This window comes from Phytobacter sp. SCO41 (assembly GCF_003073275.1).
Lineage (GTDB): Bacteria > Pseudomonadota > Gammaproteobacteria > Enterobacterales > Enterobacteriaceae > Phytobacter > Phytobacter diazotrophicus.
In genome coordinates, this window is the sequence record NZ_CP027225.1 from 2,688,075 (window position 1) to 2,710,147 (window position 22,073).

Consider the following 22,073-nt stretch of genomic DNA (forward strand, 5'->3'; position numbering starts at 1 on the left):
GCCGGTCTTCGGATCGCGCCCCGGCCGTGACGCGGCGTCAACGGGCCAGACGACAGATTAACGAGGTATAGAGAACATGACGTCAACCAGGCATCGCGTGATTGCCCCGGAGCACAATATTGCTGCGCTTTATCGTGAAACGGGCTGGCTAGCACAAGTCATTGAACAGGTCATTCGCTGTTATCTGCGCCAGCCAGGGCATGAAAACCACTGGCTGGAAATAGCCCCTCCGGCGCTTGAACGGCACAGCAGCGTCTACGCTGATTTAGTGCTGCACTGGGAGCTGAATGTTTTCGAGCGGCTGGCGCTGGCGCTGACACTGGCACCCGCTATTCGCCCCGACGCGCTGGACCGGCTGTTTGGGCTTAATCAGCATACCGATCGCGGGTTCAGTGAATTTGGCGGGGTGACGGATAAAGCGTTCAGCGGGTTTGTGCCTACCGGGCAGACGCTTAACTTTTTGTTAGCGGGAAACGACCCGGCCTGGCGGCTTGAGACCATGCATATTCTCTCGCCCCGACACCGTTTTATGGCCGAGCAGGTCACGACACTGATGCCTGCCGACCCGGCGTTACCCGCGTGGGCCGGGGTCTATCGCCTGAATGAACCGTGGCTGGCATTTCTCATCACCGGCCAGCATCCGCGCCCGGAGATGAGCATGGACTTTCCCGCTCACCCTCTGGAGACGCCGCTACAGTGGAATGAGCTGGTGTTAGATGATCGTGTGATGGCGAAAGTCGACGAGATTCGCGCCTGGCTTACCTACGGCGATACCCTGATGCAAGACTGGCAACTGGATCGGAAAGTGAAACCGGGCTATCGCGCGCTCTTCTATGGCCCACCAGGGACCGGGAAAACGCTCACTGCCGCATTGCTGGCAAAGGTGAGTGAACGCGAGGTCTACCGGGTGGATTTGGCGATGGTGGTCTCAAAGTACATTGGCGAAACGGAGAAAAACCTCTCTCGTGTCTTTGACGCCGCGAGCTATAAAGACTGGATCCTCTTTTTTGATGAGGCAGACGCCCTGTTCGGCAAGCGTACCGCCACGCAATCCTCAAACGACCGCCATGCCAACCAGCTAACAGGTTATCTGTTGCAGCGCATCGAAGATTTCCCCGGCACGGTGATTCTGGCCACCAACCTTAAAGCCAATATGGATGAGGCCTTTACCCGCCGCTTCCAAAACATGGTCGAGTTTACCTTACCCGGCCCCGATGAACGTTTACTGCTCTGGCAGCAGGCGTTTGAGGATGTGTGTGAATTAGGCGACGACATTGATTTGGTGCAAATTGCCGATGATTTTGAACTCTCCGGGGGGCAAATCATCAACGTCTTGCGCCAGTGCGCGCTACAGGCCATCAGCCATGACCAGCGTGTGGTGTACCGCGATGAATTGATCGGCGGTATTCGTCAGGAGTTTCACAAAGAGAACAAAACGATGCGTTTTTCGTCTTCTGGCGCATCGCCGTTTTCGCCGCCGCAAGAGCCCTAAACCATGGCAAAGTACACGCAACGTCGCGCAGACGCCTCGGGAAAGCCGCACCAACTGGCGGCGCAACATCCGGTGCGCCCCGTGTTACAGGATAATCGTTCATCGGCAAAAACGGGCATCCCCGGCAAATTGAAAACCGGCATGGAGGGGGTATCCGGCATGTCGCTGGACCATGTACGGGTGCATTACAACTCGGCCAAACCCGAGCAGTATGGCGCCCACGCCTATGCGCAGGGGAGCGATGTTCACCTGGCGCCGGGTCAGGAACACCATCTACCCCATGAACTGGGGCATGTTGTGCAGCAGGCGCAAGGACGGGTGAGTGCGACACGCCAGATGAAGGGCGCGGCGCTAAATGACGATCCAGGGCTGGAGGCCGAGGCAACACAACTGGGTAAACAGGCACAGGCTTCCGGCAGCGTCCGTCATCTCGCTGACAACCGGACGCCTGCGGGCTCCGGCACGATACAGCGTTATGCGTGGCAGGGCGAGAACGCCGTGATGCAGCGCAGCGTGGTGTCCGATTTTACGTGGTCGCTTCTGAATTCACAGTTCAAAACGCTTGGGCTTAATGGTCTGTTGACGCTTGCCGATACGGGAACACTCTATCTATTGACCCGTCTTGAAACCTTTACCCAAATTGTGGGCAAAGTGACGACGTTCGCCAATGCGTTGACTATCGCTATCAATATCTGGGATGCCATTCCCGCGCCCGTCAAAACCGGGATTTTGTTTCTCACCGGGAAAGTGGCGACCTATTTACCGAACGAGACGATAGTGAATTACAGCCACACGCTACTGGTCGCCGCCGATGGCGACGGAGCCGTGGGGCGGTTGCGTACGGTACTGGACTATCTGCAAATGATTATTCAGGCAGTTAAAAACCCGGTCACCAGCGTTTTTAACTTAGGGAAACATATTTATTCCACGTGGTGGGGCGGCGAAAAGACAGAATCCACCCACGAAGACAAAAAAGCCGCCACCCCAGAGGAGCGCAAGAAAGATCTCGCCAGTATCGATTTGCATATCATCTGGCTGAAAGTGGGCTCGATTGGCCTGAAAAACACCCAGAAAAAAGAAGAGGATAAAGACGAACAAAAAGGCGGTTTGCATGCCACCTTCGCGCTGGGATATCGCCTGTTTGATTACCAGGGCAGCTATGGCGAGGACGGTAAGCTGACATTAATTCTGCCCTGGGAAGGCGGCGCGATTTTACAAGCCAGAGAACCGATTTCACTGGTTAATAAAATTGTATTTGGCGGTGATTTTTTTGTTGTACGTCAATTGCATATGACGTCGCTGAGCGTCAGTAATGAGGGTCTGGATGAACTGGCCTTTTCGTTGCAGGAATTTTCTCTTGGTAACGGTACCGTTTCCGCAACGAACGTTACGGCGGAATATAAAAAAGCACAGGGGGCGATTTTCGAGGCGCAAAAAGCCGGGCTTAAGATTTATGACTGGGAAGCGGATGCGCATCTTAAACTGAATCTGGCCGCCGATGGGACGTTTGAACAGGGGAGTATGACAAATTTTAAAGAGAGCGCAGGCCTGGTCACAATAGAAAAGGCGCAGTTGAGTAACAACGATGGCTTTATGCTGGAGAATGCCCAGCTCAATCTCGAAAAACTGACCCAACTGGATATCAAAGCAACAATCGCGCAGTTGCAGATCAAGGAAGGATTGGTAAAAGGCAGCGGAGATATTACGGGGCAAAATATTCGTCTGCTGGGTGAAAAGATCATACTTGAACACATAAAAGGCGAAGCCACAGCAGAGCCCGGTCATTGGTCTGCTAGTGTTGATGCGACGTTAAAAATGCTCTTCTCTGAGGTTAATGCACAGGGAAGCGCGAAAATAAGTTATGACAGCAAAGAGAAAATAACGCATATCGAAATTTATGATGGGCAGATTACGGCCAATTATGACGCGTTTAGCTTTGCCGCGACTGATTTAGGTTATAGCCACGATCAGAAACGTTTTTCGATGAAATCAGCAAAACTGCTTATTAAATCCATTGGTGTTGAAGGCAGCGTTAGCAATGTCACCATTGACGAAAATGGAATTAGCTTTGCCACCGCTATTGTGAAAGGACCGGATAAGATCACTTTATTCGACGGGTTTACGCTGGAGCAATTGCAACTACTGATTAAGCAAAACGGTGAATCCATGACGCTTTCCAGTAATGCAACGCTCGAGCGGGCAAAAGTCAAAGGGAAAGCGAAACAGTTAGAAATTGGTTTTGATGCTGACGGTTTTAAAGGATCGCTCGCATCGGCTGATGTCACAACGTCGCTATTTGGTCTGGATATTCAGAATGGGCAGGTCGATAAAGACGGGTTTTCCGTGGAGAGCGCAACACTTAAGCTACTACCTGCCAGCGAGAACAGTAATGGCAAGGAAATGACCGATTTTGTTCCCGATTTTAATAGTGGATTGATGGATTTTCTTCCCTTCGGCTCCGTGGCTTTCAAAGTGGAAGGGGTTAACCTGAATAAAACAGGCTTAACTATCAGATCATTCAAACCGAAGCTGGATGAGATACGGTTTTCCGCATTTGGGGCTAGCGCCCGGCTAAATCTTGAACAGATGTTTGGTGAGATTGGCTATAAAAAATCACTTTCGCTACAGGAACTCGCGGTCGGTTTGCCGCTGCATGTTTCCATGATATTCCCCGTATTCCCTGGCCTTGAGGTTTATGGCTCCCTGGGCGCAGATGCGAATCTGGACATTGATATTCTGCTCAATGCCAAAGGTCAGGAGGGGGTCTGGTCGGTAGGCGAGCATGCGAAATTTAGCAGCGCTATTTTGCTGCGCGCCGAGCTGGGGGCGAATATCGGCTCACAGGTTATCGCCGCGCTGAGTGCCGGTTTCTTTGCTCAAGGGAAGGCCATGTTACACAGTAACGCGGGTCTGCAGGGAGCCGCGAAATTTAATCGCAAAAAACGGACATTTGATGCCATTAAACCGTTAATTATTGACTACAGTTTTAAGCCGGAAGCCGTTGCCTCTATCGGCGTGGTTATTAAAGCCAAAGCACTTTATTTCATTAACAAAACCCTGTTTGAATATACGGCTGCCGAGTGGCGGATGGGGAATTACGAGTTGACAGGTAAAATTGGCGACAATAACGATAAGATGGTCCCCGAGACGCCGGAACATCTTGGTATTGAAGACAATAAACTCAATTCGCCAGACTATCGGGAAATCAAAGGTGAAGAGGAGCAATCCTTATTAAAAAGCAACCGCACAATAGGCGGTAGCGGCGATATCCGCAAAGCAATGCTCAATCGTGAAAGAGAAGAGGTGGAGCTGCTATTAAAAGCATTAAAGCAAGAGAGTGTTGTTGCCGCCAAAAAGCGCGAAGCCATCAAAGAAAAATATATCAAGTTAATGAGCCGGAAAGTTATCTATTTCAATACCATTCACCAAGGTATGAACAGTACAGATGTCAATCAACGGCTGTTGGAATTTAATGAAAAATTTGGCCTTGAATTATTAAAAGAGCAATATGAAGCCCTGGTATATAAAGAAGAACAATTAACAAAAGATATTCAAATTAATATCGGTAAAATGGAAAAACTGGCAAAGATAAATCCCGCTATCCTTGAAGAGAATGGACTGGCATTTCCACTGGCCAAAGTGCAGGAAAGTAAAAATCAGGCCCAAAAACTGCATTTTCCTGATACACAGGCTCTTGAACAATCACTTGAGATGGCCAGTGAGACGCTGGAGGCGGCAATTGAGCAAGACAATATCGTGATGGCGGGTCTTGCCGGGGTAATGAGCCCGGCTGACTTTATATCCTATTCAACCACCAGTGGATTATTTGGTAAGACCGTCCGTAAAAATATCCAAAGTGTCGATAACGCGCTTGCAGCCTTCCATAACGATAAATCCGAAGCGAACCTGAAATTACTGGCGCAGGCTATCAAAACCTATCTGACAACCAGCCCGGAAAGTGGCAGGGGGCCAGTGGTGAAAGTATTACAAGAACAGGTACGAGCGGCGCTTAAGACGTTCCATTGACATCATAAACGGGCAGACCGACGCGCAGGCCTGCCCGTAGAAAACGCTACACCAGGCCGGTGGACTTGAGGACCGCGTGCAGGTGCTCTTTGTCTTCGCCTGCCAGTGGGCGCAGAGGAAAAGGCAGACAGGAAGGGCCGACCACGCCCATGATTTCCGCCGCCGCCGCCATCACTCGCAGGCTGCGGTGAATACGAAACAGTTGCCACAGCGGTTCTAGCTGGTCGGACAGTTCGCCTGCAAGCCGATGATTCCCCGCCCGCGCGGCGCGGGTAAGGGCCAGGCTTACCTGTGGGAATAGCCCGCCAATCACCGAATACCAGACATCGCAGCCGGCCGCAAAGCCGGTTGCGGCCTGCCAGTCGCCGCTGATCCCAATGGTGACGGACGCAGGGATGCGTGCGCGTAAATCGTCAAGGCGTTCTTTGCCTTTCGTGGGATCGGTTGAGACCGCAGAAAGCTTGATTGAAGAGACGGCGGGAAGCGCGGCAATCTCAACGAGTAAGTCATCCGTAAAGGCAAAACCGGTGGTCGCCGGGTTATCGTAGAGACACAGCGGCACGGAAAGGTGGCGGGTGACGGTTTCGTAGAGTGTATAAACCTCTTCGGCAGTAAGCCGTTGATAGGAGACCGGGGCCATCATAACGGCCTTCACCCCGGCGCGCTGTGCGTCTTCGGCAATCGCCAGCACATCGTCCAGGCGGATCGCGCCGATGCTCACCAGCACCGGAATCCCTTCGGCGTGCTGGACGGCCAGCTCTGCTACGCGGCGACGCTCATCGCGTGTGAGGTAGGCATAGCTGCCTGTCGAGCCCACTGCGCCGATGGAGTCCACGCCCGCTGCGACAAGGTTAGTAATCAGATGAACAAACGCGGCTTCATCCACGTTGTTGTTGGTAATAGGGGTGAGTGGAAAGGCACTCAGACCTCTTAGCATACTGCTCCTCCTGCCGTGAAAAGGCACTTATACCAGGGCATAAGCGCTCAGATAAACCGATTAACGTGCAAACCTGCGTGATCCTGCCACGCAAACAATGACCCCCATAGTGACCAGGATCATCATGACGCTGACGGACTCTTGTAAAAACGTCGCTGCCAGCGCCAGTGCAAAAAAGGGTTGCAGGAGCTGTAGCTGCCCGACAGCCGCGATGCCCCCTTGCGCCAGCCCTTTATACCAGAACACAAAACCAATCAGCATGCTGAACAATGAGACATAACCCAATGAAAACCATGCGGGTTCGCTGATCCCTGAAAAGCTGGCCGGGCGGGTTAACACGGCAACGGTTAACATTAACGGCAGCGCAATGATGAGCGCCCAACTGATCACCTGCCAGCCGCCAAGTACTCGCGTTAAGCGGGCACCTTCAGCATAGCCCAGGCCGCAGACAACCACCGCCGCCAGCATCAGTAAATCGCCCACCGCCGAAACGGCAATGTCCTGACTTAAGGCAAACCCGGTCACCAGTAAACTGCCCAGACCTGAAAAAATCCAAAAGGCCGGACGTGGCCTTTCACCGCCGCGCAGGACGCCGAAAATGGCGGTAGCGAGCGGCAGCAGACCGAGAAACACGATGGAGTGCGCTGAGGTTACCTGTTGCAGGGCAAAGGCGGTAAGCAGAGGAAAGCCAACCACCACGCCAAGTGCGACCACCATCAGAGAGAGAACCTGGGCGCCGTTCGGGCGTTTTCCCCGCAGGGTGATGACCAGAAATAGGGCCAGCAGACCGGCGATAGAGGCGCGGGCGACGGTGAGAAACAGGGGATCGAAATCCAGCACCGCGGCGCGGGTGGCCGGAAGCGAACCGCTAAAAATGATCATACCGACAAAGCCATTTATCCAGCCGCTCAGGGGCGGGTTGTCTTGCTTCTCTTGCACAGTGCACCTCAATGTGTGGTTATTGTTATCTGAACTTGTTTGACAGCACTGAGCATACGGCTGAGAATTCATGACAATCAAATTATTGTCATGGATACAATCGTGAAAGCACGCTACAAAAGCCTCGTTGACGAGTTTGCCAGGGCCATCAAATCCGGTGAACTGGTAGCCGGAACACGGTTACCGACGCACCGCGTTTTGTCGGCGCAGCACCATATTTCGCTGGTCACGGCGACCCGTGTCTATGCGGAACTGGAGGCCATGGGGCTGGTTAGCGGTGAGACGGGGCGCGGGACGTTCGTCAGAGAGATTATGCTGCCGCGCGGGCAGGGTATCGATCGTCATGCGATCGCCTCCGATGTGATTGATTTGAGCTTTAACTACCCGGCGCTGCCCGAACAGGCGGAGTTACTGAGAACCGCGCTGCGCCAGCTTTCGGTCAGCGGTGATATTGAATCGCTGCTGCGCTATCAGCCGCACGGGGGAAAAACCAGCGAACGTAGCGTGTTTGCTGATTACCTGGCGCAATTCGGGGTAAAGACGGCCCCTGAGAATCTGATGATTGTCAACGGGACGCAGCACGGGCTGGCGGTCGCGGTGATGGGGTTGCTCAAACCCGGTGACGTGGTCGCGGTTGACGCGCTGACCTACCCCGGCTTTAAGGTGCTGGCCGAACAGTTTCATCTGGAACTGGTGGCGGTACCGGCCTGCGGGGAGGCGATGGATCCTGAGGCATTGCGTAAGCTGTGCAAAAAGCGTCGGGTGAAAGCCATTTACACCATGCCCACGCTGCATAATCCTCTGGGGTGGGTGGCAAATGATGCGTTTCGCCGCGAAATAGCCGCTATCGCCTGCGAACACGACCTGCTGATTATCGAAGATGCCACCTATGTCTGGCTGGTGGATAACCCGCCGCTGCCCATCCACCACTACGCACCTGAAAGAACCCTTTATCTGGCGGGCTTTTCGAAAAATGTGGCCTCCGGGCTGCGCGTGGGGATGGTGGTCGCCCCCGCGGATAAAAAGCAGGGTATTGAACGTGCCATAAGGGCAACCACATGGAATACGCCCGCCCTGATGACGGCGATTGTCTGCGGTTGGGTGCTGGATGGCACAGTGGCGCGGCTGGAGCAGTTAAAAAGGGAGGATGCCCGCTACCGGCAGGCCGTGGCGCGCGAGTATCTGGCGCCGCTACACTGCGTAAGCCATCCGTCTTCTTATTTTGTCTGGCTGCCGTTACAGGAAGAGGTGCGCGCGGATCGTGTGGTCAGCGCGTTACTTAAAGAGAACATTTCACTGACCACCGCAGAACCGTTCAGTACTTCCATTCACACACCGCACGCGCTGCGCATGGCTATTGGCTCGGTTGACATCGACACCCTGAAAAGTGCTGCCCGCAAAGTCAGAGAAACTATTGAGTATTTCAACGCCCGGTAGCCTCTTACGTCACGCTACGCCTTCGCGGAAAAAGCGAGCAGGGGTTTGCGCGTCCTGCCCGGCGTTTTATACAACGCGATGGCCTCTTGCCAGTGAGCCAGCGGAAAGAGGCTGGCGTCATTGAGCTGGCTTTGGCGCAGTAACGGCCAGAGTTCAGCAAACAGCGCCTGCCACTGCGCCGCTGAGACAGCATCCAGAACGTTGCGAATATGGAACCACTGGGTCGGTGGATGGTGGGGAAGAACGCGATAAGGCTGGCCGGAAAGCAGGCCATAGCTGACAAACAGCGCCGTTTTGCGCATGGATGAGAGCAGTAAGTCGGCAAGTTTTCCGCCGGTGGCGTCATACACAATATCTGTCGTTTGCGCCAGGGTCTCGATTTCCGCGGCGCGCGTCTCCTCAAGCGGGCGAATGCTGCATTCAGCCAGCTTTTGCCGATGAACGGGCGAGCGATGAACGCCCGTGACGCTCAGCGCACCACGCTTGAGCGCCCACTGGCCGAGCAGAGCGGCGCAATCCGACCCGGCGGCGGTAATGAGCACATGTTTTCCCGCTGGCGGGTAGAGATTAAGCATTAACAGCGCGGCAAGCGGGTTGATGTACGCCCTGGCCGCCAGCGTATCGCTGATATCGTCCGGTACCGGCACGGTAAAGGCCGCCGGGCAGTCAACCAGACATTGCCAGGTGCCCTGTCCGCGCAGCGGCAACACCCGTTTTCCCAGCAGATGGGCGGCCTGCGGGGGTGCCTGAATAACGGTGCCCACACCTTCATAACCGGCAATGGCGGGCAGGGTGATCCGGTGGCGATATGCGCCGGTGATGGGGATCAGATCGGAGGCATTGACCGGGGAAAGCGCCATTGCGACCCGCACCCTGTCAGCCGCCAGTTCCTCTGCCTCTACCCTTTGCAGTGACAGCACTGATTCTGGCACCCCAAAGGTGCGATAGATAAGGGCGGTGTTATCACTCATGGGTGTGGTTCGCGGATGATCAATTTGCCGCGTACCAGCAGCATAAAGGTTTTCACCATCAGTAGCCCAATCACCAGATTACAGGCGAAAAACAGCGGGAAGGCGATCCAGTGCAGTGCGCCGTCGGGAGAACCGTGCCCAAGTTTCAGGGTCGTGGTCGCCAGCGATGCCACGCCGAACGAGAAGCTCCAGAAAGAGGGATTAAACGGCTGCGCGCTGTACCAGGGGATGAGGCGAATCATATACAGCGTTTGCAGCAGACCATAACCAAAGAGCAGTTTGGCAAAGACATCCGCCTGACCGCCGTTCAGCATCAGCCAGGCACTACAGGCAACGAACGCCGGGGCCATCTGAATGCCGAGCGAGGTGCGAACCGCAGGCGACATCTCTTCCAGATTACGCATGCGACTCAGAATGGCCGGTTCGAGACTCAGCCAGGAGAAAACACCGGCGCCTAAAAAGAGCAGGCCGACATCGGTAAAGCCCAGCGCGCCACAGGCCATGGCGCTGATAAAATTGTTCGCCACGCCAGGCAGGTACAGCCCCGGCGTGGTGGCCTCTTTCGGGTGCGTGCCGCGCCATAATCCGGCGGTTTGCCAGGCGGAATAGGTTAGCTGGGCGGTAACGGCAACCAGAAACAGGATCAGGGCAAGCGTATAACACCAGGGGGTCAGGCCAATGGCGACCAGCATACTGGTGGCAGGCGCAAGGCTGACAAAACTGCTTTTCAGCGGATGGCCGATCTCCTCACGCAGGGTGCCTGTATGGCGTATCAGACGGGTGATGAACGCAAACATCAACAGCGCCCAGATAAGAATAGCGAGAATGACCAGCACATCGGCAGGCAGGGTGGTGACAGGCCAGATGGTGGCGGCAAATCGCCAGGAGAAACCCAGGCCGATAATGCCCAGTACCATGCCAAAATAACCGGCGGGAAGGTTAATACGCGTTTTGTTCATCTGTTTTTTGCTTGTATGGTCGTGCGAAGCTGGAAGTGTATAGAGTTGCAGGCAGGGCGTAAACGGCAGCAGGAAGCAGGCGGGCTAAAAGTGAGCAGGCGCGTGGCCTGCTCAGAACAACGGCTTTTAACGTGACGGTGTCACGTGTTTTTACACTAAACGAAGGTGCGTATCGCTATGGACGCCTGAACAGGACGATAGAGCGGCCCTCCAGTTCAAAATCCATCTCTTTGGTGATAACCAGCCCACGTTTGGCGTTTTCTGCGGTGGAAATCTCCAGCACCCAGCCACCTTCGCCAAACTGCGGAATACGAAACGGCACATTGCCTTCAAACGGGTTAATGAGCATCAGAACATCGTGCCAGATACCTTTTTCCGTTTGCAGGTCCGGGCGACCGATATAGACACCGAGCGTCGAACCCTCATCCCACTGTTCCGGCTGCTGGAAACCGCCCCCGGCGTTAAACCACTCGATCACCATGCCATCGCGCCAGTTTTCACGGCGCAGCAGCGGCTGGTCGGCGCGAAGTTTAATGACGTGGCGGGTAAACTCATGCAGTGTTCTGGCCGTTTCCGGCAGGTTATCCCAGTGCACCCATGAGATTTCACTGTCCTGACAGTAGCCGTTATTGTTCCCCAACTGGCTGCGACCAAACTCGTCGCCCGCAAGCAGCATGGGCGTGCCGTGTGAGAAGAACAGTGTGGCAAGGAAGTTACGTTTCTGCCGCTCGCGCACGGCGTTAATGCCTTCATCCTCTGTTGGACCTTCCGCGCCATAGTTGCAGGAGCGGTTATCGTTGTGGCCGTCTTTATTGTCTTCGCCGTTGGCTTCGTTGTGCTTGTCGTTGTATGACACCAGATCGTTAAGCGTGAAGCCGTCATGGGCGGTAATAAAGTTAACGCTGGCCCACGGGCGACGTCCGCGCAGGTCGTACAGGTCGCCGGAGCCCAGCAGGCGGGCGGCGAAATCGCTGGAGACATTATCGCCATGCCAGTATTCACGCACCGTGTCGCGATATTTATCATTCCACTCGGCCCAGCCTGGCGGGAACCCACCTACCTGATAGCCGCCCGGACCGATATCCCAGGGTTCGCCAATCAATTTCAGTCGTGACAGCAAAGGGTCCTGCATCATGGCGTCAAAAAAGCCGCCGCGCTGGTCGAAGCCTTCCGGTTCACGTCCCAGAATGGTCCCCAGGTCAAAGCGAAAGCCGTCGATATGCATCGACTCTGCCCAGTAACGCAGCGAATCCATCACCATTTGTAGCACCCGTGGATGCGAGGTGTTCACCGTATTACCCGTACCGGTATCGTTAATGTAGTAGCGATGCTGCTCAGGCAAGGTACGGTAGTAGGAGAAATTATCGATCCCCTTAAACGAGAGCGTCGGGCCCAGTTCGTTGCCTTCCGCCGTGTGGTTATAGACCACATCGAGGATCACTTCGATACCGGCATCATGAAAGGCGCGGACCATATCGCGCACGCCCTGAATGCCTTTCGGACCGTAATAACGCGAAGCCGGGGCAAAGAAGCCCAGGGTGTTATAGCCCCAGAAATTTTTCAGCCCCTTGTCCAGAAGGTGCTGATCATCCGGAAACCAGTGGATAGGCAGCAGTTCAACCGAGGTAATGCCGAGATTTTTGATGTAATCCACCGTCGCCTTGTGGCCCATGCCTTCAAAGGTGCCGCGCAGCTCCTGCGGCAAGGCGGAGTTGAGCTGGGTAAAGCCCTTCACGTGCGTTTCATAGATAACCGCACTGGACCAGGGAATGGCCGGGCGATGTTGGTCCTGCCAGTCAAATTCATTCGGGTCGATCACCCGGCATTTGGGCATATAGGGGCCGCTGTCGCGGGTATCAAACGTCAGATCTTTATCTTCATGTAACAGGTCGTAGGCAAAGTGCGATTCATTCCACTCCACATTGCCAACCAGTTCGCGGGCGTACGGGTCAACCAGCAGTTTATGCGGGTTAAAACGGTGACCATTTTCCGGGTCGTAAGGCCCATGGACGCGAAACCCATACAGTGCGCCGGGTTTCAGTCCGGGAACGTAGCCGTGCCAGATTTCATGGGTGTACTCCGGCAGATCGAGCCTTGCAATCTCCTGTTTGCCGTCGGGAGCATAGAGACACAGCTCAACGCGCTGCGCGTGGGCGGAAAAGAGCGCGAAGTTGACGCCCTCACCATCGTAATTAGCACCGAGCTGGTGATAATTTCCTGCCGTAATGGTAAATGACTTTCCGTCTGACATTTTTTCCTTCTCCCGCGAATTAAGATTTTGCCATAAATACAAAAGGTTAAAATGAACTATACAAAACGCGTACGGGCAGACTGCCATCACCTGACGTCAGGTTAACGCCGTCGTTCAGGTCTTCTTCTTTTCCGGTAAACAGATCCCGATAGCGCCGTCCGGCAAGCGCATCCGGCAGCGTGACCGATGTCTCCAACCCTGGCGGGTAGAGCCGGTCGGGGTGAGCGGCCAGCGAATCGAAGACCAGGCGCGGGACAATAACAACCAGCGCCTCCTTGCCAGTGGTACGGGCAAAGGCGATAACATTTTTCGCCTGCGACCCTGACGCTGAAAGCGGCAGATAGTCACCGGTGCGAAACAGCAGCGGTTTTTGCTGGCGGAAACGGGCAAGGAGTGCGATGGCCTGCTGTTTCGTCCTGCCGCTAAACCAGGCGTCTTTGTCGGTAGTGAGCGGCTTTTCCTCATCGTCAAGCGCGCTGGCCAGCGCAAAGAAATCCGGTTCGCGGCGATTATCGGGATCCACAAGGCTAAAGTTGAACGCCTCGCTCCCCTGATAAATATCCGGTACACCGGGCGCAGTAAGCTTAATTATTGCCTGGGTCAGGCTGTTCACCAGTCCGGCGCGAATAAAAGGTTGCAGGGAGCGGTGGAAATCGACCAGAAACGACTGGTTTTCCGCCGAGAGCAGATGAGTGACATAGCCGAGCACCGCCTGTTCGTAGGCGTCATTGGTGTCACCCCAGCTTGTACGCAGTTTCTCCTCACGCAGCGCTTTTTCCACATAGGGGAGAAAGCGGGCTTCAAGGGCTTTGAGGCCTTTATGATCGTCCGGGCGTAACGTAACGGGCCAGGCGCCGGCCAGGGCCTGATAGATCATCCATTTGCTGCCGGAGCGTGGGGCGGCGCCGTCATCTATCAGCACCACTTTGGACTTGTTCATTTCGCGCCAGCGAACAACGCACTGCGCCCAGTGTTCGGGCGCTTCGGTGAGGGTATAGAGCCGTGCGCGGGTATCCTCACCCCGTTTGGTGTCATGGGTGGAGGTGGTCGACAGGGCATCCGGCTGTCGCTCGCGGCGGGTTTGCATTGCCTCATGGAACGCGGCCAGCGCGTACGGTCGCGGTAGCGGTTCAGAGCCCACTTCATTGAGCGCCAGCGCCATGTGCTGACGGAAAAAGAGGGTATCTTCCACCGATTTCGCCATCAGCGGCCCGGTCAGTTGCTGAAAGCGGGTGCGGAAGGTGAGCACATTATGAGCGGTGCTCTCCTTCACCTCGCCAACAAGAATCTGTTGCAGGAAATCCAGCGCCTCAGGATCCGGCAGGGTACCGAGTGCTCTCACCGAATCGGCCACCTTTTGCAGCAGAGCACGGTCCGCCGGGGGCAGTCCACTGTCAGTGCCGTAGGTACGGTAGACGGGGAAGGCGACCAGCAATTCGCGCAGGGCCGTACTGAGGGCGGTTTCATCGAGCGCGACACCTTCCGCCGTGGCAATCTCCAGGCTGAGCCTGAGCAGGGTGTTGAATTCCCCTTCAAAATTGCGCCCCGACATCAGCAGCTTCGCGGCCCGCAGCTCGTTTGCCATATCAACCGTTCTGCCCAGCACCTCTTCGTAGGTCTGGCTCAGGGTCTCCATATTATCGCCATCGACCAGTGCGTCGGATAACGCGGCGATAAATTCATAACCGGTGGTCCCGGAGATGGGCCAGTCCTGGGGTAGCTGTTCGCCTTCACCCAGGATCTTCTCCACGGTGATATAGCAGTCCGGCCCGGCCTGTTGGCGCAGATGGTCAAGGTAGCCTTTCGGGTCTGCCAGCCCGTCAATATGGTCGACCCGCAGCCCGTCAACAACGCCGCTATGCACCAGTTCGAGGATCAGCCGGTGGGTGTCATCAAAGACGGTTTTATCTTCAACGCGTACCCCCACCAGACCGGTTATCTCGAAAAAGCGACGGTAGGAGAGCGAATGGGGCGCGTCACGCCAGCAGGTGAGTCGCCAGGGTTGCCGCTCATGCAACGCGCTGATGGCTGATTTATCCGTCAGGTTCAATATCGCGGCGGGGTCGTCCTGCCAGCTTTCCGGCGTCAATGGGTAAAAACTGTCGTAATAGGCAAAAGCGGGATGTCCGGTTTCCGGGTCCGGCTGCACGCGGATCTCATCACGCGCCAGCACATTTTCAAAGGTATCGCCCAGGAAAGGCAATGTCAGCGGGCGCGTCCAGTCGATATCAAAATGGTGGGCGTAACGGCTTTGTGGACCGTGTTCGATAACATCGCGCCACCAGCGGTTTTCCAGCGATGCCGCCATATGGTTTGGCACAATGTCGAGGATCAGACCCAGCCCGGCCTCTTTGAGCGCGTTGACCATGCGATCAAACCCCTTGCGCCCGCCAATGGCCGGATCGATTTCATTGGCGTCTGTTACGTCATAACCGTGGGTGGACCCTGTGGTGGCGGTAAAAACCGGCGAGGCATACAGGTGGCTCATGCCGAGGCGTTTAAGATAGGGCACCAGTGCCGCGGCGCGATCAAAGGTCATGCCGTTACGAAACTGAATACGGTAGGTTGCCGTTGGAATGGTCATTGCGCATCTCCTGACGCGAGGCGAACCACAATCGAGTGTGGAGGCAGTTCGGTTGTCATAGCGGGGCGGGCAAACAGCGTTTTGCCAGGAAGCTCGGGAGCGGGCCGGGCCTGTTCGCCGAGATTAAGCGCCATCGATAACGTGCCGCCAGGGAACGTCCAGCGTACGGCGAGATAGCCGGGCGCGGTATCCACGACCGTACCGTTATGGCCCGTCGCGTGGGCGAGTAACGGCACAATGTACTGCTGACGCAGCAACAGCAGTTCACGGGTTAAAGACAACCATGCTTTACCTTCCGCGCTTTGCTGCGCCTGCCAGTTGAGTTTCGACATCGTGAAGGTGCGTTCGTCATTGGGATCGGGGACATCGACACCGTCATAGCCGGAGTGGCCGGAAAATTCGTTTGCGCGGCCTTCGCATACAGCGCGGGCGAGATCGCCATGGAAATCGGTAAAGAACAGGAAAGGCCGCGTCTCGCCATACTCTTCACCCATAAAGATCAGCGGAATATGCGGTGAGAGCAGCAGGGCAGCAAGCAGACACTGGCTGCGTTCCGGCCCGGCGAGGCTAATCAGTCGTTCACCTAAAGCGCGGTTACCCACCTGATCGTGGTTCTGGATAAAGTCGACAAAGGCGGTGGGGGGCTGGCTTCGGCTGTCCACACCGCGCGGTTCGCCGCTGTGCGGGGAGACTTCACCCTGATAGGCAAACCCTTCGGCGAGCGCCCTGGCAACCCATTGTTCAGGGGCGTTTGCGAAATCCTGGTAATACGCGTGGGTTTCGCCCGTTGCCAGCACATGCACGGCATTGTGGAGGTCGTCGTTCCATTCACCGGTAAAAAGCGGGACGGAACCGTCTTCATCGCGCGGGTGCAGGTCGGTGATGTTACGGCTGTCTTCTGTTGTGAGATGAACGGGACGGTCGGTTACCTGTTGACGAATGCGCTGCGCGATCTCAGTGAGAATGTGTTTTTCGGATTTATCCTTAATCTGATCGATGGCATCGAAGCGCAATCCATCAAGGCGAAACTCGGTCAACCAGTAGAGCGGCGCTTCCGCGATATAGCGACGGGCCGCATCCACATCATAAGCAATCCCCGCCCCCCAGGGGGTGGAACGGGAGGTATCGAAGAAGTCGGGTGACAGCAAGGAGAGATAATTGCCTTCCGGGCCAAAATGGTTGAGCACAATATCAAGCACCACAGAAAGCCCAAGACCGTGGGCGGCGTCGACAAAAGCGCGGAAATCGTCCGGCGTGCCGTAAGCGGAATGCGGTGCGTAGAGCAGTACGCCATCGTAGCCCCATCCCCGGTTGCCGCCAAACTGCGACAGGGGCATTACTTCAATTTGGGTAATTCCCAGTTCGGCAAGATAAGGCAGTTTCCTGATGGCTGCCTGGAGGGTGCCTTCCGGGGTAAATGTGCCGATATGTAGTTCGTATACAACGGTTTCCTCCCACGGACGCCCCTGCCACTGCGAGTGCTGCCAGCGGTACTGCGTGGGGTCAATGACCAGCGACGGACCATTGACATCCGCTTTCTGTGCGCGAGAGGCCGGGTCGGGAATCGTCATACCATCGTTAAGAACATATTGATATTCCGTGCCGGGCGCGACGTTTTCAACGGTAAGTTCAAACCAGCCCTCGTCGCACGGACGCATGGCCAGGTCTTGACCTGCAAGCCGTAGGGTGATGCCGGGTTGACCGGATGCCCAGAGACGAAACTGGACGGTACCGTTGCCAAGCCATTCGGCACCCCAGCTTTTATGAAATGATGTTGACTCCATTCAGTTACCTCGTTTAATGCAAAAGCGATCAATGGCCAAAAAGTGCCTTAAGAACGCGACACCTCAATGCATACGAAGGTGATCATAGACGATAATGGGAAAAGTGATGTGACAGTGTCACTCATGAAATGTGCAGAATGGGAGCAATTCTGGCGGGTGATGGGCGAGCGTGTCTCATTGTTTAAGCGATACGCCAGGGCGTTCGTCATGTGCCGGAATTAACCGGTTAAGGCGATTTTTTATCGCGCAAAATCATGCGGTTTCATTGTAATTTGCCCTGCGGAGTTCGAGGGTGAAGTCGTGGTAATCGCTAAGGCACCAGGTACAGGTATGTTCCACGGGAATATCGTTATGGCTGTAACCTGTACGGGTGATCAATAAAAGGGGGGTTTTTTGTTGAACGCCAAGATAATGTGCCAGCCTGTCATCAGCCGCGACGGCGGCAAAACGCTGATTCGCGCGAAGTACCGGCATACCTTTTTGTTCCAGGTAGCGATAAAGCGATTCAGGCAGATCGGTTATTTTTTCCAGCAACTGGGCAGGTAACAGCGCCGTTTGCACGGAGATGGCAATGCCATTGATTTTGCGTACTCGGGTCAGCTCAACCACCTCGTTCTGCCCTGGGCTTACTTGCAGGATCTGACGCTCCAGCGATGAAGCAACCCGACGCTGATAGCCAACCAACTCGCTTTGTGCCTGACCTCCGCTGGCATCGACCATCTCGCTAAAGCTTTCCAACAAGGGGAGTGACTGGCGCAGGTGGGGGGCGACAAAAGTGCCTGCACCTTGCTGGCGAATAAGGATCCCCTCATCAAACAACTGCTGGAATGCCTTTCGTACCGTACCCCGTGCTATCGCCAGCGTTTCCCCGAGCTCACGTTCCGAAGGTATGCCATCACCCGGTTGTAGTTCTCCTTTTGCAATGGCTGTTTTGATGACATTGATCAATTGAATATACAGCGGCAAGCCGTCTGATGGATTGAGGGAAAAGACAATGGGCATTGCATCTCCAGAATGAATTTCTGCATCAATCTTTAGTGTACCAATCCTTAATCATATTGCGCCACTTGTCATCGTGGTTACGTGTAATCAATGCCGATAAAAACGTGAAATTGATCGCGAAATAGACATTTCAGACTGGTTTTTGAACGCATGATTTATTTAAGGTGATTAAGTGGTACATAAATGGTACACAAACAAAAGGTGGAGATATGACAACCAAACGTTTACTGGACTGCAGTGCTTCTGACCTGGTACAGATGGACAAAGCGGCGTTGCTGTATGCGATTCGTGCCAGTGAAGGGCGCGTGTTGATCAGTGAAACGATCGCGATCACGCAGCCGCTGCTTAACAACGTGACCAATGCAGAGCTTGCGGCGTCACAGGGGGCGGATATTCTGCTTATCAATATGTTTGATAGCGAACATCCACAGATTCAGGGCATGCCTGCGGATACCCAACCGGAAGAGGTGTTACATCGTTTAGCGCATCTGACCGGGCGAATCATTGGCGTAAATCTGGAGGCGGTCGACCCCAACTTTGCCCGCAATCATGATGACATCTGGAAAATGAATCCGGGACGCGCGGCGACGGCGGATAATGCGCGTAAGCTGGTGGAGATGGGGGCTAAAATCCTTGTACTTACCGGGAACCCCAATAATGGCGTGAGCAATAAGGCGCTTGGGCTGGCGCTTAAAGAAATACGCGATACGATTGGCGACAGTGCAGTGTTGATTACCGGTAAAATGCATGGTGCCGGTGTGGTACGGGAAAGTGGAAGCGCCATTATTAACGAAGACGATGTAAGCTGGTTTGCTGAGCAAGGCGCGGATATTGTGTTGATCCCGGCCCCCGGTACTGTGCCAGGCATGAGTCAGGAAAAGGTCGCCGCGCTTATTGACTGCGCACATGCTAAAGGCGTCCTGGCGATGACGGCTATCGGAACGTCACAGGAAGGGGCCGATATCAACACCATTCGCCAGATTGCCTTGATGAGTAAAATGGCGGGGGCCGATCTGCATCATATTGGCGATACGGGCTATATGGGGATGGCGCTGCCGGAAAATATTCTGGCCTATAGCGTGGCCATTCGCGGTGTCAGACATACGTATACGCGTATTGCACGTTCGGTAAATCGCTAAAAGCGCATGAGCCGCTATCCGCGCTGAGGCGGATAGCAGTTTTGTCGATTAAACGGCAGGAATGCTCTCCAGCGACGGGTAAATTGTCAGGCCGTGTTGTCTGGCGACCTCGATATCCATATCCGCCCCGCGGGATTCTCCGGCAATGCGATACAGTGCGTCACAGCGGGTTATCAACCGATGCGCGACCGGATAGAGCATCGCCTCGCAGATTTCATCACCGTGCGATGTGGAACCCGCGGCTTTTGCCAGTGGCAAGGCCAGCCATTCACCAATCACCGGAATATGGCCGCGTTGCCAGACCGCCAGCGCGGCCTCTTCAAGTCTGGCAAGGTTCTGCGCGATTAAGTCAGCCTTGCCCTGTGTCCCACTGCGATAAGGGCCAGCGATAAGAATGATTTGTCGGTTCATGATGCCCTCACAGTATTTTTTTTAACGCGACATGATAGAGCAGCATGATGGTCTTACCGTCGCAGATAAGGCCGCTGTCAATGGCCGCAAGGGCGTCATCCAGTGTCATTTCCATGACTTCAATGTCTTCGCCTTCGGCTTCAATACCCCCGCCCTGGCTTATCTTGTCGCCCGATTGGTATTCCGCGGTGTAAAAGAACAGTTTTTCAGTGACAGAACCGGGGCTCATAAAGGCTTCGAAGACCTTTTGTACATTCGCCACGCGATAGCCGGTCTCTTCTTCGGCCTCTGCTTTAATGCGGTTTTCCGGATCCATGTTATCGAGCAGGCCAGCGGCGGCTTCAATCAGGTAACCGTCATGTCCGTTGATAAAGACCGGAAAACGAAACTGACGGGTCAGGATAACCGTCCGTTTCTGGCGGTTATACAGCAGGATCGTTGCGCCGTTGCCGCGGTCATACACTTCACGATTTTGTCGTTGCCACTCTCCGTCGCGGCGGCGCAGGTCAAAGGTATATTTGGTGAGCGTATACCAGTCGTCGGACAGGATTTTGCTGTCCTCAATGCGTACTTCTGCACGTTTTGATTGCACAATACCACCTCCATACGTAGAGTAGGCATCATAAACAGCAATTTCGTGCATGATCAAGATCAATCGTGCAAAAACAGGAATAGCCTTATGCTTACCAGCCAACGCAAGCGTCTTATCCTCGAACAACTCGCCCGTGAAGGACAGGTGCTGTCGAAAGCACTCAGCACGCAATTTGCGGTATCGGAAGACACCATTCGCCGTGACCTGCGTGAACTGGCGGCAGAGGGGGAATTACAGCGCGTCCACGGCGGGGCGCTCCCCGCATCGGGAGCGACAGCCACCTTCGCCGAGCGCAAATCCCTGCGCCTGGATTCGAAAAAGCGGGTGGCGCAGAAGGGGGCTGAACTTATCCTGCCAGGCCAGGTAGTGATTATTGATGGCGGGACGACGACGGCGGAGCTGATCACCTTCTTGCCGCCGGATTTGCACATCACCGTCGTAACCCATAGCCCGAGCATTGCCCTCGCGCTGGTGGAACATCCGTGCATCGATGTCATTCTGATTGGCGGAAAGCTCTTTAAACACTCGGTTGTCACTACCGGAACTGCCGCTATCGAAGGGATTTCCGCCATCCATGCGGATCTGTTTTTTATGGGGGTAACGGGAATACATGCCGAGGCGGGGCTGACCACCGGCGATTACGAAGAAGCCAGCGTCAAACGGGCATTCTCCCGCCGTGCGGCAGAGACCATCGTGCTGGCATCCGCAGAAAAAATAAATGCGGCCTCTTCTTATGTCATCGGTGAGTTAGCGATGGTGAATACGATGGTGGTGGAAGAAGAGGCCGATGCCGGGCTAATCGCCGCGCTTGAAAAGGCCGGTGTCGTGGTGGTGAAGGCAGACTGAAACAGGGTTCATCACCCTTCTGCGACAGAAAGTGATGAGCCCTGTTAGCCGATACTATTTTCGGTTAGCGCGTGGGTGCATAAAAGGCAGCATCCTCTCAAGGGTATTATCGCGAACAATATAGTGATGGAACAGCGCGGCGGCGGCATGCAGGCCCACCAGGAAATAACCGGCGTTGGCGATCAATTCATGGACCGATTTCAGGCTGTGCTGAAGCTCCGGGTTTTTCGCCGCGGCGATGGGCATTTGCAGGCCCAAAAATGACCACTCCACCTGCCCGACATAGAGTGAAAGCACACCGAGCAGCGGCAAACTTAAAAACATCAGATAAAGCAAACCGTGTACGGCTTTGGCGGAGATGGTCTGCCAGCGCGGCGGCTGCGGAATAATGTCCGGATCATGATGGGTGAGTTTCAGACCAACACGCACCACCATTAATATCAGCACGCTTACCCCCGCCGTGTAATGGGTGAGAACCAGCAACGCGCGCGGCGCGCTGCCCTTAGTGGTAAAGCCTTTTAACTCCATTGCCGCGTAGGCGATAACAATCATCAATAACACCAGCCAGTGCATGATGCGCTGGCTGCGAGCAAATGTATTTTTCACCGGAATGTCCCTCATAGATAACGGTGAACCAGATATAAATAAACAACCTTAAGCCGACATTAATGGCACCGTCTCATAACAGACATTTCTTTCTTAT

16 protein-coding genes are annotated in these 22,073 nt (G+C 54.9%); 5 read left to right on the plus strand and 11 right to left on the minus strand.

Annotated features, from left to right (window positions below):
- Positions 1-76 precede the first annotated feature (76 nt).
- Together C5523_RS13120 and C5523_RS13125 are read left to right on the plus strand one after the other, a co-directional pair.
- Positions 77-1,492 carry an ATP-binding protein gene (locus C5523_RS13120; protein ID WP_079497390.1) on the plus strand — a complete coding sequence of 472 codons (1,416 nt, stop codon included), beginning with the start codon at positions 77-79 and terminating at the stop codon, positions 1,490-1,492.
- Positions 1,493-1,495: 3 nt separating this feature from the next.
- The gene (locus C5523_RS13125) at positions 1,496-5,518 is read left to right on the plus strand and encodes a DUF4157 domain-containing protein (RefSeq protein ID WP_108701273.1); all 4,023 of its coding nucleotides are present in this window, start codon (positions 1,496-1,498) and stop codon (positions 5,516-5,518) included.
- A 46-nt stretch (positions 5,519-5,564) separates the two neighbouring features.
- On the opposite strand, the gene C5523_RS13130 is transcribed toward C5523_RS13125, so the two are convergent.
- Complete coding sequence (locus tag C5523_RS13130) at positions 5,565-6,455, minus strand: dihydrodipicolinate synthase family protein (protein WP_108701274.1); 891 nt, start codon at positions 6,453-6,455, stop codon at positions 5,565-5,567.
- Positions 6,456-6,515: 60 nt separating this feature from the next.
- Complete coding sequence (locus C5523_RS13135; protein WP_071194319.1) at positions 6,516-7,337, minus strand: DMT family transporter; 822 nt, start codon at positions 7,335-7,337, stop codon at positions 6,516-6,518.
- Positions 7,338-7,496: 159 nt separating this feature from the next.
- On the opposite strand from C5523_RS13135, the gene C5523_RS13140 reads away from it, so the two are divergent.
- On the plus strand, positions 7,497-8,831 hold the full coding sequence (locus tag C5523_RS13140) for a PLP-dependent aminotransferase family protein (protein WP_108701276.1): 1,335 nt from the start codon (positions 7,497-7,499) through the stop codon (positions 8,829-8,831).
- Between the two features lie 14 nt (positions 8,832-8,845).
- Here C5523_RS13140 and C5523_RS13145 read toward each other — a convergent pair whose 3' ends face one another.
- From C5523_RS13145 to C5523_RS13170, 6 genes are all read right to left on the minus strand, one after another.
- Positions 8,846-9,802, minus strand: a complete 957-nt coding sequence (locus C5523_RS13145) for a zinc-dependent alcohol dehydrogenase family protein (RefSeq protein WP_108701277.1) — start codon at positions 9,800-9,802, stop codon at positions 8,846-8,848.
- Positions 9,799-10,761, minus strand: a complete 963-nt coding sequence (gene tehA / locus C5523_RS13150) for a dicarboxylate transporter/tellurite-resistance protein TehA (protein WP_107222731.1) — start codon at positions 10,759-10,761, stop codon at positions 9,799-9,801. Before tehA ends, C5523_RS13145 begins: the two co-directional genes overlap by 4 nt.
- Positions 10,762-10,936: 175 nt before the next feature.
- Positions 10,937-13,012, minus strand: a complete 2,076-nt coding sequence (gene glgX / locus C5523_RS13155) for a glycogen debranching protein GlgX (RefSeq protein WP_079497396.1) — start codon at positions 13,010-13,012, stop codon at positions 10,937-10,939.
- A 46-nt stretch (positions 13,013-13,058) separates the two neighbouring features.
- Positions 13,059-15,596, minus strand: a complete 2,538-nt coding sequence (gene treY, locus C5523_RS13160) for a malto-oligosyltrehalose synthase (RefSeq protein WP_108701278.1) — start codon at positions 15,594-15,596, stop codon at positions 13,059-13,061.
- Entirely contained in the window at positions 15,593-17,380 is a 1,788-nt protein-coding gene (gene treZ / locus C5523_RS13165; RefSeq protein WP_108701279.1) for a malto-oligosyltrehalose trehalohydrolase, read from the minus strand. The genes treY and treZ overlap by 4 nt, the downstream gene beginning before the upstream one ends.
- Before the next feature lie 252 nt (positions 17,381-17,632).
- On the minus strand, positions 17,633-18,382 hold the full coding sequence (locus tag C5523_RS13170) for a GntR family transcriptional regulator (protein ID WP_039078983.1): 750 nt from the start codon (positions 18,380-18,382) through the stop codon (positions 17,633-17,635).
- Between the two features lie 209 nt (positions 18,383-18,591).
- Between C5523_RS13170 and C5523_RS13175 the strand changes: the two genes are divergently transcribed.
- The gene (locus C5523_RS13175; protein ID WP_079497399.1) at positions 18,592-19,521 is read left to right on the plus strand and encodes a PEP phosphonomutase; all 930 of its coding nucleotides are present in this window, start codon (positions 18,592-18,594) and stop codon (positions 19,519-19,521) included.
- 48 nt (positions 19,522-19,569) lie between these two features.
- On the opposite strand, the gene C5523_RS13180 is transcribed toward C5523_RS13175, so the two are convergent.
- Both C5523_RS13180 and C5523_RS13185 read right to left on the minus strand, forming a co-directional pair.
- Positions 19,570-19,932, minus strand: a complete 363-nt coding sequence (locus C5523_RS13180; RefSeq protein ID WP_079497400.1) for an NUDIX hydrolase — start codon at positions 19,930-19,932, stop codon at positions 19,570-19,572.
- A gap of 7 nt (positions 19,933-19,939) precedes the next feature.
- Positions 19,940-20,524 carry an NUDIX domain-containing protein gene (locus C5523_RS13185; RefSeq protein WP_172960892.1) on the minus strand — a complete coding sequence of 195 codons (585 nt, stop codon included), beginning with the start codon at positions 20,522-20,524 and terminating at the stop codon, positions 19,940-19,942.
- Positions 20,525-20,611: 87 nt separating this feature from the next.
- On the opposite strand from C5523_RS13185, the gene C5523_RS13190 reads away from it, so the two are divergent.
- Entirely contained in the window at positions 20,612-21,370 is a 759-nt protein-coding gene (locus C5523_RS13190; protein WP_039078986.1) for a DeoR/GlpR family DNA-binding transcription regulator, read from the plus strand.
- A gap of 54 nt (positions 21,371-21,424) precedes the next feature.
- On the opposite strand, the gene C5523_RS13195 is transcribed toward C5523_RS13190, so the two are convergent.
- Positions 21,425-21,976, minus strand: coding sequence for a cytochrome b (locus C5523_RS13195; protein WP_039078987.1), 552 nt, complete (start codon positions 21,974-21,976; stop codon positions 21,425-21,427).
- Positions 21,977-22,073 lie beyond the last annotated feature (97 nt).